This window comes from Salibaculum sp. (assembly GCF_035270045.1).
GTDB lineage: Bacteria > Pseudomonadota > Alphaproteobacteria > Rhodobacterales > Rhodobacteraceae > Salibaculum.
Window position 1 is genome coordinate 103,033 of the sequence record NZ_DATFIP010000055.1, and the last position, 12,806, is coordinate 115,838.

Below are 12,806 nucleotides of genomic sequence, written 5' to 3' on the forward strand. Positions count from 1 at the left end.
CGTGCCCCCCTGGCCCTTCACATTGTCAGCTTGTCGCGCCGAGCGAGATCACGGTAACGGCCCGGCGGTTCTGCGAATAGCAGCTTTCGTCGGAACACACCGCCAGCGGTTTTTCCTTGCCCCAGCTCTTGGTATCGATGCGGTTTGCCGCCACACCCTTGGAAACCAGGTAATCCCGCACCGAATTGGCCCGGCGCGCGCCAAGCGCAAGGTTGTATTCGCGGGTGCCCTGTTCGTCGGCGTGGCCTTCGATCACGGCCCGGTAATCGGTATTGGTCAACAGCCACCGGGCTTGCCCGTCCAGAACGGCCTGCGCCTCGGAACTGAGCGTGGACTGGTCGACCGCAAAGAGAACGCGGTCGCCGATCGTCTGGTTGAAATAGGCCGGGCTTTCGGGATCGCCCGCCGATCCGAGGGCCGACTGCTCAATCCCCGCCTGGCCCCCCGGGGTGCCCGCCCCGGGATTGTCGAAACGGTCGGCGTTGGTGCAGGCGCTCAGTGCCAGCGCGCCGAGAAGAAGGGCCGCCTTGAGTGCATGGGTCATTCGATGTGTCCTGTCATTCTTTGTAATGCTCGTTGCAGGCAGCATAGCATGGCCCGCGGGCCTTAGAAATCACCAATGCGTGGTCAACGCTGCAAGGGCCCCCAGGACGGGTCCGAAGCGCCCGTTGGTGTCGGAACCTGCTTCAGGTTGCGCCCTGTGATATCGACAGAGAACAGGCTGGAGGTGCCACCGGCGCCACGGGTTTCGCGCGAGAACATGATGACCCGGCCGTTGGGGGCCCAGGTCGGACCCTCGTCCAGGAAGGACGCGGTCAGCAGGCGCTCCTCGCTGCCGTCGGTGCGCATCACGCCTATATGGAACCGCCCCGCGTTCTGCTTGGTAAAGGCGATCAGATCCCCGCGCGGCGACCAGACAGGGGCGCCGTAGCGCCCCTCGCCAAAGGAGATGCGCCGGGCCTCGCCACCGTTCGCGCTCGTGACATAAAGCTGCTGCTGGCCGGAGCGGTCACTTTCAAAGACGATGCGGGTGCCGTCGGGGCTGAAGGAGGGCGCGGTCTCGATCGACGGGGCATTGGTCAGCCGCGTGTGCTGACCCGTGCGCAGGTCGGTGCGCCAGATGTCGGTATTTCCGCCTTGGGACAGGCTGTAGATGACCTGCTGACCGTCGCGGCCAAAGCGCGGGCTGAAGGCCATGTCGCCCGGCTGGGTGGTCAACTGCTGGCGCCCGACCGTCGAGACCTCAAGCACGTAGATCCGCGGAAATCCGCTTTCATAGCTGGTATAGAGCACCCGGTCGCCGTTGGGGCTGAATCGCGGAGCCAGCACGATGGCGCTGCTGTCGGTCAGGTACTGCACGTTGGCGCCGTCGTAATCCATCACTGCCAGGCGTTTGGCGCGGTTGTCCTTGGGACCGGTCTCGGCGACGTAGACGACGCGGCTATCGAAATAGCCTTCTTCGCCCGTAATGCGGGAATAGACCGCGTCGGCGACCTTGTGGGCCATGCGGCGCCAACCCTGGGGCGTGCCCGAGAATTGCAGACCCTCCCCCATCTCGGCACCGGAAAATACATCGTAGACGCGGAACTTGACGGTCAGTCGCCCGCCGCTGGCGGCAACTTCGCCGATCACCAGCGCCTGGGCGTTGATCGCCCGCCAGTCGGCAAAGGCGATGGACCCGGTAAAGCTGTCCGGGGTCGAGATGAAGGCCGACCGCGGGATCTGCCGGAACAACCCGGTCCCCGTCAGGTCCTGCGCCACGACGCGGCTGATGTCGGTTGCCAGTTCCTCGGCACCGGCGTCCTCGGCGTGAAAACCCGGCAGGGCGAATGGCAACGGCTCGATGACACCGTCGGTCAACTCCAGCCGGAGCGGCTCTTGCGCCGAGGCCGCCGTGGCGAGAAGCAGCGCCATTAGGAAGGTCAGAAACCGGATCATCATGTCGTCTCCATTCTCTCAGGATCGCCTGCCCGTGCAATAGCCGCGTGCAGGGGGGCCTGTCGGGGGGAAAAACCGTTGCCATCTACCATGAGCGCATGTTCTCGGGGTTGAAGGTCAGTTCCACGTTGCGCCACTGCTCATACTTGTCTGATGGCAGGTCGTAGCCGGCACCATCGGTTTCATTCTGGCAGCGCAGCAGGGCGCGGCGGGCAATGCCATAGGCGGTATCCGCATCCGACTGGCTGCCGCCCTCGAATCCGATCATGCGCACCGATCCGCCGTCTACCCTGCCCTCCTGCGTCATCGAGAACGCCACTATCACCTTGGTCCGCATCGCCCCTGTCGAAGCGCTGCCCACGTTCCAGCACCTCCCGATCTGTCGCAGGAAACCGGTCTTGGCGGCGTCACTCAGTTCACCGCCCACGATACCAGCGGTGGGCTGCGGCGCGGGGTCGGCCACCGTCTCGGCCAGGGCCTCGGCCACGGGATCGGCGGGCGCGCTTTCGGCATCGGCGGTCTCGGCGGGCTGCGGCGCCGGGCGGCTGGGCCGGGCCTGCGGACGCAGGCTGACCTCGGGGGCCCCGGCGGGCGTCTCGGCCTCGGTGACAATCTCGGGGGCGGCTTCCTCGGGCGCGGTGGACTGGTCCACCTCCGTCTCTGAGGTCTCCTCGGCCGGGGCATCCGAGGTCGCCTCGGCCACCTGGTCGTCAACCTGGGCATCCGGCTCGGGCGGTGCGACCGGTTCCGGCGCGATGCGCTCGGAAGGGCGTGGGACAGGGCGTTGGCTCTCGCCAAGCTCGGTCGAGGGCGGCGGGGCCGGCGCGGGCAAAACCTGCGGAAGCTCCGGCACAGTGTCCGTTACCTCGGCCTCGGGCGTGTCCATTTCGGGTGGCGCGGGGGGCGTTTCAGGGTCCGGCACGTCGACCGGCGCGGGCGTCTCGGGCACCTGCGGGGCGTTTTCCTCCTCCGGGGCGGGGGGCTCTTCCGGCGCGATGTCCGGTTGGGGCGGGGCTGCCACCTCTTCGACTGGGGCGTCCGGCGCCCCGGCACGCAGCATCGCCTCGAAGGCGTCACCCGAGATCATCGAGACCTCGGTCACCTGCATGTCCAGAGGCTCGGACTCCAGCCCCCAGCCGGCCAGCAGCCAGAGGATCAGGGCCGCATGCCCCGCGCCCGATATGTAAAGACCCGCGCTCATGTCTGTTCCGGCCTAGCCGTCCGCCTCGTCCAGCCCGGGGCCGCCGCTGTCGGTTACAAGCGAGATGTTGGATATCCCCGCCGCCGTCAGCGCGCCCATGACCCGGGCCACCCGTTCGTAGGGCAGGCTGCCGTCGGCGCGCACGAAGACCCGGTCGCTGTCGCGTTCGGCAAGGATGCCCTGCAACCGCGCCACCAGCTCGCCGCGCGGCACCTCGGTCGTCATCAGCATGACCCGACCATCCGCCGTCAAGGTAAGGGACAGAGGCTCCTCCTGCTCGCTTGGCAGGGCACCGGCGGCGGTGTCCGGCGTATCCACCTCGATCCCGGCGACCATCAGCGGCGCGGCCACCATGAAGATGATCAGAAGCACCAGCATCACGTCCACGAAAGGGGTGACGTTGATTTCGGCCATGGGCTGGGAGCGCCGCACGCGACGCCTGCGGCGTCCGCCCCCGTCGGCCGATTTGATGACCCCGGCCCCCATGGTCTAGCTGTCCAGCTGGCGACTGAGGATCGTGGCGAACTCGTCCGCGAAGGCCTCGTAGCCGTTCACGATCCCGTCGCTGTCCGAACTCAGCTTGTTGTAGAAGATCACCGCCGGGATCGCCGCAAGCAGGCCCAGGCCCGTGGCCAACAGGGCCTCGGCGATGCCCGGCGCGACGACGGCCAGATTCGTGTTCTGCTGCTCGGCAATCTCGATGAAGGCGTTCATGATGCCCCAGACCGTGCCGAACAGCCCCACGAAGGGCGCGGTCGATCCCACTGTAGCCAGGATCGGCAACCCTTTCTGCAGCTTTTCGGCCTCCTTGGCGATGGCCACGTCCATGGAGCGTTCAATACGCGCCTGCGCCCCGGCGATCAGCTCGCCGTCCTGCCGGTGGCTGCGGCGCCATTCGGTCATGCCGGCGGCAAAAATGCGCTCGGACCGGCCCTTTGGGTTGGGCCCGATACGGTCGAACAGCTCGTCCAGCGGGTTGCCGGACCAGAACGCCTCGTCGAAGACACGCGCCTCGGCCCGCGCGCGGCGGAACTGGACCCATTTGTCGATGATCACGGCCCAGCACCAGACGCTGGCAAGGATCAAGAGGATCATGACAAGTTTGACGGTGATCGTGGCGCGGGCGAACAAGGCCCACATCGTGTAATCGGATGCTGCTTCCATCTGCCTGCTCGTTGTTTGTGGGCCGGTTGCGGCCTCTTTGACGACAGGTGTATCCGGATTTGAAGCCGAAAGCCAAGAAAACCGCGCGCGGGCGCGGATTTCCGTGTCCCTAAGGGGCCGGATTCGGCGGAATACCGCTGGCATGACGCCGGCGATGGCCTCAGGCCTGACAGGCGCTGCCCATCAGCGGGGTTCGTCGGGCTCGTCTTGCGCAGTCCCCGACTGGACGAGCATGTAGCCGCGACCGTGCACCGTCCGGATGCGCCGCGCCCCCGAGCCGTCGGGAAACAACTTTCGACGCAGGCTGTAGATGATCCCATCCACCACGCGGTCGCTGATTGCCCAGTCCTTGCCGCGCACCTCGGTTATGATCTGCTCTCGCGACAGGACCCTGTCGAGGTGCAGGGCAAGCACGATGAGCACGTCGTACTCCATGGGCGTCAGGGGCACCTGCCGGCCCGCTATCTCGACGGTCTGTTCCACGCCGCAGATCCCCATGTCGTCGATCCTGCGCAGGTAGTCGTCCGGCAGGGGCCGCTCGCCTTCGTCATTGGCCGGCGTGACAATGGTCCGCCGCAACACGGTCCGGACACGGGCGGCCAGTTCACGCGGGCGGATGGGCTTGGCAACAAAATCGTCAGCGCCCATTTCCAAGGCCAGAACGGCATCGACCTCGTCATTTCGGGGACTCAGCACGATCACCCCACAAGAGGTCTGATGACGTAGCCGCCGCGCGATCTCGAACGCGTCCAGGTCCCCCAGACTACTGCCGACGATGCAGATATCCGCACCATGCCGTCTGACCGAATCGACGAGGCAGTCGTCGGGCCCGAAATGGTCGACTTTGAATCCGTCGCCACGCAGTTGCCGGGAGATCAGATCGCGGTCGGCCGCATCGTCATCATGAACAAGGGCGGTCAGGGTCCTGGAAGCGGGCATGGAAGCGTCCTTGCCGGTTTGAGCACGATCGGGCGACTCAGACCGATTTAGGTTTAAAGAAGCATTTTTCGCACATGAATTCGCCGGGAACAACACGTCGCTCGCTTTTCGCCGGCAGCCCCAGCCCCGTCTTTGGCCTCGACACCTGCGTGCCGCGCGAGGAAACAAACAGGAACAAACATGTCCAATTTTGAACACAATTGAGGTCATTTACTAAAGTTGAACGCAGAATTAGCCTGCAACCAATAGGTGAAAGGAGTGTCCGATGAGCATCCAGTTCTTCGCGCCGCGCGGCGCAGACAACCAGATCGTGAAACTGCCATCGACACTGAGGCGCACCGTCAGGTGGCTGCCGCAGATCGGCGACATCTTTCCCGACTTCAACGTCGAGACGACCGCTGGCCCCCTGAATTTCTGGAAGTGGGCCGAGGGGCACTGGGTCCACCTGTTCAGCCATCCGGCGGCCAATACCCCGGTCTGCACGACCGAGATCGCCTCCATCGCCAGCTATTCCGCCGCCTGGAAGACCGCCAATGTCAAGAACCTGGCGCTGACCGGCTCGACCATCGAAGAGCAGGAACAGTGGCACGACGACATCGCGCGCCTTTTCAACGTCGACGTCGATTTTCCATGCGCCCAGGACACCGGCCTTCGCCTGTCCAAACTCTTCGGGATGATGCACGAGAAAGAGGCCGATACCTACCCTATCCGCAAGAGCTTCCTGATCGACCCGTCGATGCGCCTGCGCATGATCTTCGAATACCCCGTCTTCATCGGCCGGCGCACCGACGAGATCCTGCGCGTCCTGCAGGCCCTTCAGATGCGCGACCGAACCGGCGCGGCCACCCCCAGCGACTGGGAAGAGGGTGATATCACCCTCATTCCCGACGACCGGCCCGAGGCGCATGTCTGGCGCGACTTCGGCGCGAATTCCACCCGGCTCAGCCCCTACCTCAGGGTCGTGCAACCGACAGATTAAGCGGGCGGTGGGAGGCGTTTCAGTGCAATGTCCGGCGCAGGACGTCGGGCAGACGCACCGGACGGCCGTCGCCGCCCAGCGCGACCAGCGTCACGGTAGACGCGAACAGGACAACGCCGTCGCGCAGCACATCCTGTTTCAGGACGAGGCGCGCGCCGGTCAGGGCCTCGACCGATGTATGAACCACCAGCTCATCGTCGAAGCCCGCAGGCTGGATGTAGTCCGCCTCGACCCGCCGCACGGCGAAGACAATGCCTTCTTCGGCCTTGAGCCGTCCCTGGTCAACGCCAAGGTCGCGCACCCATTCGGTGCGGGCCCGTTCGATGAATTTCAGGTAATTGGCGTAGTAGACGATCCCGGCAAGATCGGTGTCCTCGTAGTAGACGCGGATCGGCATACGGTGGGTCATTGCAGGGCCTCCAGGCGGGCGAACAGGCGCAGGGCGTGGCTGGCATCCTGCGCGACGGCCGGCATCACCGGGTCATAGACCCCGCGGATCACCCCTGCAATCTCGGGGCGCAGAACGGCGACGCCGTCGGCCATGGCCAGCGCCGAGACATCCGTGAAGGCCCGGTCGGACCACAGCAGGATCGTCTGCACCGCCTGGGAGAGCGCCAGCGTTTCGGCCGGAACCTTGGACATCTCGGAATCCATGCGGATGAAGATGAAACAGGCCCGGATCGCCCCGCCCTCGTCGAAGCGGAAGATGCGATACTGGTTGGCGTCCTGCGCCGACAGCCGCGTGACCAGCGGGCCCAGGTCGGGCACCAGCCGATCCAGGTCTGGCACCTGGTTCAGCTCGTTCCAGTCGCGACAGAAGAACACCATGGTGTTGGCGCCGAGTTCCGGGTCCGTCTCGGCCATGGTGTGACCGGACAGCGCGCAGACCGCCTCGAAGGCGCCCTTGACCACGGACAGGGTCTCATCCTCGATCCCGAAGACGATTGGCACGATGGGCCTGCCCCAGCGCGCACAAAGGTAAGACCCGTCCGAGCGGGTGAACAGCGCCTCGATCTGCTCGGGGGAAAGCGTCGTCATCACGGCCCTCGTCTCATCTCGATCAGGCGGCAAAGCGCGCCCGGGTACGGTTGGCAAAGGCGACGAGCGTCAGCATCACCGGCACCTCGACCAGAACGCCCACCACGGTCGCCAGCGCGGCGCCCGAGTTCAAGCCGAAAAGGCTGATCGCCACGGCCACGGCCAGTTCAAAGAAGTTGGACGTGCCGATCAAGGCGCAGGGCGCTGCAATGCGATGCGGCACCTTCAGCGCGAAAGCCGCCGCATAGGCCAGCGCAAAGACGCCGACGCTTTGCAAAAGGATCGGCACGGCGATCAGCACGATCACCGTCGGTCTATCGAGGATCACCTGCCCCTGCAGCCCGAAGAGGATCACCACCGTGGCGATCAACCCGACGATGGAAAAGGGTTTGATCCGGCCCTGGAAGGCGGCGATCGCCTCCGGCGTGCCCAGCATGCGCCGGGTCAGCAGCCCGGCGACCAACGGCAGCGCGATGAACAGCAACACCGACAACAGCAGCGTTTCCCAGGGCACGGCGATGTCCGTCACCCCGAGCAGAAAGGCCACGATGGGCGCGAAGGCAACCACCATGATCAGGTCGTTCACCGTGACCTGCACGAGGGTGTAATTCTCATCCCCCTGCGTCAGATGCGACCAGACAAAGACCATGGCCGTGCAAGGCGCCGCGCCCAAAAGGATCAGCCCCGCGATGTATTGCTGCGCATCCGCGGGGGCGATCCAGCGGGCGAAGACCACCTCGAAGAAGAGCACCGCCAGAGCGGCCATGGTGAAGGGCTTGATCAGCCAGTTGACGGCCAGCGTGATCAGCAGCCCGCGCGGCTGGCGCGCGACCTGCCCCAGCGATCCGGGATCGACGCCCACCATCATCGGGTAGACCATCGCCCAGATCAGCACGGCGACCACGAGGTTGACGCTGGCGACCTCCGCCGCCGCGATCGCGTTGACCACCGGCGGGGCCAGGTTGCCCAGGGCAATCCCGAGCACCATGGCCGCCGCGACCCAGACCGACAGGTATCTCTCGAAAACGCCCATGATGCCGCGCGGCCCCCGTGCCCAGACTGCGGGGCGGTGATGCGTCAGAACCCGGCCCGGCGCAAGCCCGCCAGCGGCCGGTTTTGGCCCCCGGCCCGCTCACTCTTTCGTGGCGCGGGTGTCGATCAGCCCCGAGACCCCGGCCACCGCCAGCAGAGCGAGGAACCAGCCCGTGGCGATATGCACCCACAGATAGGTCCGCGTGGCGGGCGAGACCCTTTCATCCGGCACCCAGTAGTCCTGCACCTCCAGGTCGACCACCGGCACCAGCGTGTCGAGCGAGTAGAGCGCGGCGTTGAACGTGGGATAGCCCGCCGCCTCGGGCTGGGAATGGTAACAGGCCAGCGTCGAGGGGTGATCGCCCCGCCGCGCGCCCCCCTCCGCGCACTGCGCCCATTCCGGCTTGCTCAGGATGACGGCGTTGTTGGGCTTGAAGCCGCCGTCGCCATGCGCCACGCCGAAGAGCACCGCGCCGAACAGCCACATCCCCGCCAGCCACCCCAGCGCCCGCAGGGGCCGGTGGCCATAGGCGATGAGGGCGGAAAGCAGCCCGTCGCGCAGGCGCAGAAAGGCCAGCGTCGACCATGCCCCGACAAGGCCCGACCGCGCCGCCAGGCGCGCTTCGATGTCATGGGTCGAAGCCTCGCGGTCAGCTTTCGCGATGCGCGTCCGGATTTTCGACAGATGGGCGGCGGCTTGCGCGCGCCGCACCCGGCGCTGCCGCTCTTCCTTGGCGATAAGCACGGCGCGCGCGTCCTCGGCATGGCCCATCTCGCGCAGCACCTTTGCGCACTGCTCCCAGGGCTGCGGCCAGAAGTCACCGCCGAAACGCGCCGGGTCTTGCAGGTCCAGCCAACGGATGCGCTCTTTGTCAGAGACCGGCGTTCCGGTGCCGGTGAACCCGCCATAGCGGCAGCGATCTAGCAGCAGGTCGCCGGGCACCGGCCAGTAGGCGGGATCGTCGCAAATGGTCCCGATCTCCGCCGCCGTGAGGTCGAGCGCGCCTTCAACACGGTTGCTTCCGCCGTTGTTGCCCGGCCGCCAGAGGAACGCCCCCGTCACACGCGCACCAGCGACGTTGAGTGCCTTACCCGTCGAACCGGGAACAGTCTTCTCCTTTTTCAAGTCATACGGGTTCTGGAACCGCCCGCCGACACAGTCCAAATCGCCGCCGATCTCCGACCGATGCAGCCGCACCTCGCCCTCGGCCTCCACACCACGCAGAAAAACGCCGCCGCGCGCGTTCAGGCGATCGGCAAAAAGGCCCGGGAAGCGCGACCCCTGCAAGTTCAGGGTATGTACCGTTGCCCCGAACATAAGGGCCATGTCCAAAAACCGGCAGCTAAGAAGGCCAAGATCGCGGTCAAGCTTGCAGCCTTCGAGGTCGAGGCCAGTCGTGCCCTCGTCCCCCAGCAGCGGATCGGCCTTCCCGTCGCTGACCACCAGCGCGCCCTTGATCCGCAGTCCCTTTTCGTGCAGCCGCACATCGTCGTCCCCCGGCGCGCCGAGGGCGAGCCAGCGGATCAGGGTGGCGCGCACGCGGCGGTCGTCGCCGGCCTCGGGGCCGGGCAACTTTCCATCACCGAGCACGGTCACATGGCCGGTGCCCAGCCCGGCGATCACGGCCTCTTCGGCCTCGGTGAGCGGCGCGAACTCCGCCAGCGTCATGGCCCGCCCTCGAACAGGTCGCCGCTGCCTTTCGCGGTCGGGGCCGGCAGGCCGAGGTGGGTCCAGGCCTTGGCGGCAAGCATGCGGCCGCGCGGCGTGCGCTGGATCAGGCCCTGTTGCAGCAGGTAGGGTTCGATCACCTCTTCCAGCGCATCGCGGCTCTCGCTCAGCGCCGCCGAGATCGTCTCGATCCCCACCGGGCCGCCGCCGTAGTTCTCCGCGATCAGCGCCAGGTAGCGCCGGTCCGCGCCGTCCAGCCCGAGGTGATCGACCCCCAGCCGGGTCAACGCCCGGTCGGCTATCTGGGGGGTCACGGTGCCGTCGCCCTCGACCACGGCGAAATCCACGACCCGGCGCAGCAGCCGCCCGGCGATGCGCGGCGTGCCCCGGGCGCGGCGGGCGATCTCCTGCGCGCCCCCGTCCGTCGCCGGCGCCCCGAGCAGGCGCGCGCCGCGGGTCACGATCTCGTGCAGCTCTTCCGTGGTGTAGAATTGCAGCCGCGTGGGAATGCCGAACCGGTCGCGCAGCGGCGTGGTCAGCAGCCCCATGCGCGTGGTCGCCCCGATCAGGGTGAAGGGCTGCAACTCGATCCGCACGGTGCGCGCCGCCGGGCCTTCGCCGATCACCAGGTCCAGCTCGAAATCCTCCAGCGCGGGATAAAGCACCTCCTCGACCGCCGGGTTCAGGCGGTGGATCTCGTCGATGAAGAGCACATCGCGCGGTTCCAGGTTGGTCAGGATCGCGGCCAGGTCGCCCGCCTTGGCCAGCACCGGGCCAGAGGTCATGCGGAACCCCACGCCCAGCTCCTTGGCCATGATCTGCGCCAGGGTCGTCTTGCCCAGGCCAGGTGGACCGTGAAACAGCGTGTGGTCCATCGCCTCGCCACGCCGCTTGGCGCTTTCGATGAAGACCCGCAGGTTGGCACGGGCTTCGGCCTGGCCGATGAACTCATCCAGCAGCTGCGGACGCAAGGCGCGGTCGGCATCTTCTGGCTGGCGGTCGGGGCGCAGGGTGGGGTCGGACTCTGCCATGATATTGGCCTCCTATCCCTTCGGTGCCAGCAGCTTCAATGCCGCGCGGATCAGCGTGCCGGTTTCCGCGTCTGGCGCCTCGCCCCGCGCCCTGGCCACCGCACCGGCCGCCTCGGACGGTCCGTAGCCCAGGTTGGCCAGGGCGGACAGCGCCTCGGACTGCGCGGCGCCATCGGGCGCGGAGGAGGCCGGGGTGGCGGGAGTCATCGTCTCGACAGCCGCATCGTCCGTCTTGGCCCCCGGTGCGGTTGTGCCTGTGATCGGCGCGGCGGCCCCCATGGCCATGACCGTCGGTGCCTTGTCCTTCAGTTCCAGGATCACCTTCTGTGCGGTCTTTGGACCCACCCCCTTGGCCGAGGCGACGGCAGACCAGTCGCCCAGCGCGATCGCGCGGCTGACCCCGTCAGCGCCCAGGGTGCCAAGGATCGCCAGAGAGGCCTTGGCACCGATGCCCTGCACACCCATAAGCAGGCGGTGCCATTCCTTTTCCACCAGCGAGGGGAAACCGAACAGCTGCAACAGGTCGTCACGCACCAGGAGGTCGGTATAGAGCGAGACCGCCTCTCCCGGGCCGGGCAGCGTGGCCATGGTCCGGTCCGAGACGAAGACGACATAGCCCACGCCGCGCACGTCGATCAGGATGTGATCCTCGGCGCGATAGTCCATCCGGCCGGAGAGTCGCCCGATCATGCCGAGGCCCCCTGGACCGCGCGCGCCAGTTGGCCCGCCGATTGCAGATGATGCGCATGGCAGATCGCGATGGCCAGCGCATCGGCGGCATCCGGCCCGGCCAGGGCGACCCCGGGGAGCTGCAGCTTGACCATGTGGGCGATCTGTCCCTTGTCGGCATGGCCCACGCCGACCACCGCCTTCTTGACAGCGTTGGGCGCGTATTCCCCCACGGCCAGCCCGGCGCGGGCGACCACCAGCATGGCCACCCCGCGCGCCTGGCCCAGCTTGAGCGTGCCGGCCCCGTCCTTGTTGACGAAGGTCTGTTCCACCGCGGCGGCCTCGGGGGCGTGCCCCGTCACGACCGCCTGCAACTGCTCGTGCAGCGACAGCAGCCGCGTCGCCATGTCCGCCCCTGATGATTCGCACACGCCGTTGGCGAGGTGCGACAGACGCGACCCCGACACCTCGATCAGGCCCCAGCCCATCTTGCGCAAACCCGGATCAATGCCCAATACCCGCATGCCACCCCGTCGTTATTGCCCTTTTGCAACAGCCCTAGCACAAAGAGCGAACATTGGCCAAGATGCAATGCGCGGTCTGGAAGCGACATGCACCTTGTCCGTACGCGACATGCCCGCCGCAACACGGTCGATTTTCGCCATTTTCAGGTCTGGAAGCGACACCTTGAAAGCCGATGATTTATCTTTTTATTCATGATCTTAGGTTGGAATTCAGACATGCGTAAGACGCATGAAAGCCATGCAAAAAACGCTCTGGTGCAAAGCGACGGGCGCGCCTAGTTGCGAAGCAGACGACAGACCGGCGCCCGCCCATTTCACAGGAGAGTCCCATGGCCGCCATCGACATGACCCGCCCGCTCAATGGCTTCGGCTTCTCGCTCGCCCGCCTCTTCGGCACAGTGGCAAGCTGGAACGACGCCCGCGCCACCCGCAAGGCGCTTTCCAGCCTCAGCCGCCGCGAACTTGACGACATCGGCCTGTGCCCCGGTGACATCGACCGTATCGCCGAAAAGCGCCGCTGACCTCACCACCACGGATGGCGTCCCCGGGACGCGACACGCCATGACCGCGTCGGGACAACCCGACGCGGCCTTTTTCGTCAGGCAGGTGGTTGCCGTAGACG

The 12,806-nt window shown here is 66.6% G+C and carries 15 protein-coding genes; 2 read left to right on the forward strand and 13 right to left on the reverse strand.

What is annotated here, in order from left to right; genetic code table 11:
* Nucleotides 1–25 precede the first annotated feature (25 nt).
* From pal to VJ897_RS09390, 6 genes are all read right to left on the reverse strand, one after another.
* The gene (pal, locus tag VJ897_RS09365; protein ID WP_324055343.1) at nucleotides 26–544 is read right to left on the reverse strand and encodes a peptidoglycan-associated lipoprotein Pal; all 519 of its coding nucleotides are present in this window, start codon (nucleotides 542–544) and stop codon (nucleotides 26–28) included.
* Between the two features lie 83 nt (nucleotides 545–627).
* Nucleotides 628–1,941, reverse strand: a complete 1,314-nt coding sequence (tolB, locus tag VJ897_RS09370) for a Tol-Pal system beta propeller repeat protein TolB (protein WP_324055344.1) — start codon at nucleotides 1,939–1,941, stop codon at nucleotides 628–630.
* Nucleotides 1,942–2,023: 82 nt separating this feature from the next.
* Nucleotides 2,024–3,139: a cell envelope integrity protein TolA gene (tolA, locus tag VJ897_RS09375; protein ID WP_324055345.1), complete on the reverse strand. Its 1,116-nt coding sequence runs from the start codon at nucleotides 3,137–3,139 to the stop codon at nucleotides 2,024–2,026.
* A gap of 12 nt (nucleotides 3,140–3,151) precedes the next feature.
* Nucleotides 3,152–3,625 (reverse strand): ExbD/TolR family protein, encoded by a 474-nt coding sequence (locus VJ897_RS09380; RefSeq protein ID WP_324055346.1) that lies wholly within the window; start codon nucleotides 3,623–3,625, stop codon nucleotides 3,152–3,154.
* Between the two features lie 3 nt (nucleotides 3,626–3,628).
* A complete protein-coding gene (tolQ, locus tag VJ897_RS09385; RefSeq protein WP_324055347.1) occupies nucleotides 3,629–4,303 on the reverse strand; it encodes a protein TolQ in 675 nt (224 codons plus the stop codon).
* A 183-nt stretch (nucleotides 4,304–4,486) separates the two neighbouring features.
* The gene (locus VJ897_RS09390) at nucleotides 4,487–5,242 is read right to left on the reverse strand and encodes a response regulator transcription factor (RefSeq protein ID WP_324055348.1); all 756 of its coding nucleotides are present in this window, start codon (nucleotides 5,240–5,242) and stop codon (nucleotides 4,487–4,489) included.
* Between the two features lie 265 nt (nucleotides 5,243–5,507).
* On the opposite strand from VJ897_RS09390, the gene VJ897_RS09395 reads away from it, so the two are divergent.
* Nucleotides 5,508–6,221 (forward strand): redoxin domain-containing protein, encoded by a 714-nt coding sequence (locus VJ897_RS09395; protein ID WP_324055349.1) that lies wholly within the window; start codon nucleotides 5,508–5,510, stop codon nucleotides 6,219–6,221.
* Nucleotides 6,222–6,240: 19 nt separating this feature from the next.
* Here VJ897_RS09395 and ybgC read toward each other — a convergent pair whose 3' ends face one another.
* The 7 genes from ybgC to ruvC all read right to left on the reverse strand — a co-directional run bounded on the left by ybgC (nucleotide 6,241) and on the right by ruvC (nucleotide 12,184).
* The gene (gene ybgC, locus VJ897_RS09400) at nucleotides 6,241–6,630 is read right to left on the reverse strand and encodes a tol-pal system-associated acyl-CoA thioesterase (RefSeq protein ID WP_324055350.1); all 390 of its coding nucleotides are present in this window, start codon (nucleotides 6,628–6,630) and stop codon (nucleotides 6,241–6,243) included.
* Nucleotides 6,627–7,259: a hypothetical protein gene (locus tag VJ897_RS09405; RefSeq protein WP_324055351.1), complete on the reverse strand. Its 633-nt coding sequence runs from the start codon at nucleotides 7,257–7,259 to the stop codon at nucleotides 6,627–6,629. Before VJ897_RS09405 ends, ybgC begins: the two co-directional genes overlap by 4 nt.
* A gap of 22 nt (nucleotides 7,260–7,281) precedes the next feature.
* The gene (gene arsB / locus VJ897_RS09410; protein WP_324055352.1) at nucleotides 7,282–8,292 is read right to left on the reverse strand and encodes an ACR3 family arsenite efflux transporter; all 1,011 of its coding nucleotides are present in this window, start codon (nucleotides 8,290–8,292) and stop codon (nucleotides 7,282–7,284) included.
* Nucleotides 8,293–8,391: 99 nt separating this feature from the next.
* Nucleotides 8,392–9,960, reverse strand: coding sequence for a hypothetical protein (locus VJ897_RS09415; RefSeq protein WP_324055353.1), 1,569 nt, complete (start codon nucleotides 9,958–9,960; stop codon nucleotides 8,392–8,394).
* On the reverse strand, nucleotides 9,957–10,991 hold the full coding sequence (gene ruvB / locus VJ897_RS09420) for a Holliday junction branch migration DNA helicase RuvB (RefSeq protein ID WP_324055354.1): 1,035 nt from the start codon (nucleotides 10,989–10,991) through the stop codon (nucleotides 9,957–9,959). Before ruvB ends, VJ897_RS09415 begins: the two co-directional genes overlap by 4 nt.
* Nucleotides 10,992–11,003: 12 nt before the next feature.
* Nucleotides 11,004–11,681, reverse strand: coding sequence for a Holliday junction branch migration protein RuvA (gene ruvA, locus VJ897_RS09425; RefSeq protein ID WP_324055355.1), 678 nt, complete (start codon nucleotides 11,679–11,681; stop codon nucleotides 11,004–11,006).
* Nucleotides 11,678–12,184, reverse strand: a complete 507-nt coding sequence (ruvC, locus tag VJ897_RS09430) for a crossover junction endodeoxyribonuclease RuvC (RefSeq protein WP_324055356.1) — start codon at nucleotides 12,182–12,184, stop codon at nucleotides 11,678–11,680. Before ruvC ends, ruvA begins: the two co-directional genes overlap by 4 nt.
* Before the next feature lie 329 nt (nucleotides 12,185–12,513).
* Between ruvC and VJ897_RS09435 the strand changes: the two genes are divergently transcribed.
* On the forward strand, nucleotides 12,514–12,705 hold the full coding sequence (locus tag VJ897_RS09435; RefSeq protein ID WP_324055357.1) for a DUF1127 domain-containing protein: 192 nt from the start codon (nucleotides 12,514–12,516) through the stop codon (nucleotides 12,703–12,705).
* The last annotated feature ends 101 nt before the right edge of the window (nucleotides 12,706–12,806 follow it).

Bases quoted from the DNA above. Each gene is read 5' to 3' on its own strand.
- tolQ (WP_324055347.1), bottom strand. From the start codon at position 4,303: ATGGAAGCAGCATCCGATTACACGATGTGGGCCTTGTTCGCCCGCGCC.
- VJ897_RS09380 (WP_324055346.1), bottom strand. From the start codon at position 3,625: ATGGGGGCCGGGGTCATCAAATCGGCCGACGGGGGCGGACGCCGCAGG.
- ruvB (WP_324055354.1), bottom strand. From the start codon at position 10,991: ATGGCAGAGTCCGACCCCACCCTGCGCCCCGACCGCCAGCCAGAAGAT.
- ybgC (WP_324055350.1), bottom strand. From the start codon at position 6,630: ATGACCCACCGTATGCCGATCCGCGTCTACTACGAGGACACCGATCTT.
- tolB (WP_324055344.1), bottom strand. From the start codon at position 1,941: ATGATGATCCGGTTTCTGACCTTCCTAATGGCGCTGCTTCTCGCCACG.
- ruvC (WP_324055356.1), bottom strand. From the start codon at position 12,184: ATGCGGGTATTGGGCATTGATCCGGGTTTGCGCAAGATGGGCTGGGGC.
- VJ897_RS09405 (WP_324055351.1), bottom strand. From the start codon at position 7,259: ATGACGACGCTTTCCCCCGAGCAGATCGAGGCGCTGTTCACCCGCTCG.
- VJ897_RS09435 (WP_324055357.1), top strand. From the start codon at position 12,514: ATGGCCGCCATCGACATGACCCGCCCGCTCAATGGCTTCGGCTTCTCG.
- pal (WP_324055343.1), bottom strand. From the start codon at position 544: ATGACCCATGCACTCAAGGCGGCCCTTCTTCTCGGCGCGCTGGCACTG.
- VJ897_RS09415 (WP_324055353.1), bottom strand. From the start codon at position 9,960: ATGACGCTGGCGGAGTTCGCGCCGCTCACCGAGGCCGAAGAGGCCGTG.
- tolA (WP_324055345.1), bottom strand. From the start codon at position 3,139: ATGAGCGCGGGTCTTTACATATCGGGCGCGGGGCATGCGGCCCTGATC.
- VJ897_RS09390 (WP_324055348.1), bottom strand. From the start codon at position 5,242: ATGCCCGCTTCCAGGACCCTGACCGCCCTTGTTCATGATGACGATGCG.
- ruvA (WP_324055355.1), bottom strand. From the start codon at position 11,681: ATGATCGGGCGACTCTCCGGCCGGATGGACTATCGCGCCGAGGATCAC.
- arsB (WP_324055352.1), bottom strand. From the start codon at position 8,292: ATGGGCGTTTTCGAGAGATACCTGTCGGTCTGGGTCGCGGCGGCCATG.
- VJ897_RS09395 (WP_324055349.1), top strand. From the start codon at position 5,508: ATGAGCATCCAGTTCTTCGCGCCGCGCGGCGCAGACAACCAGATCGTG.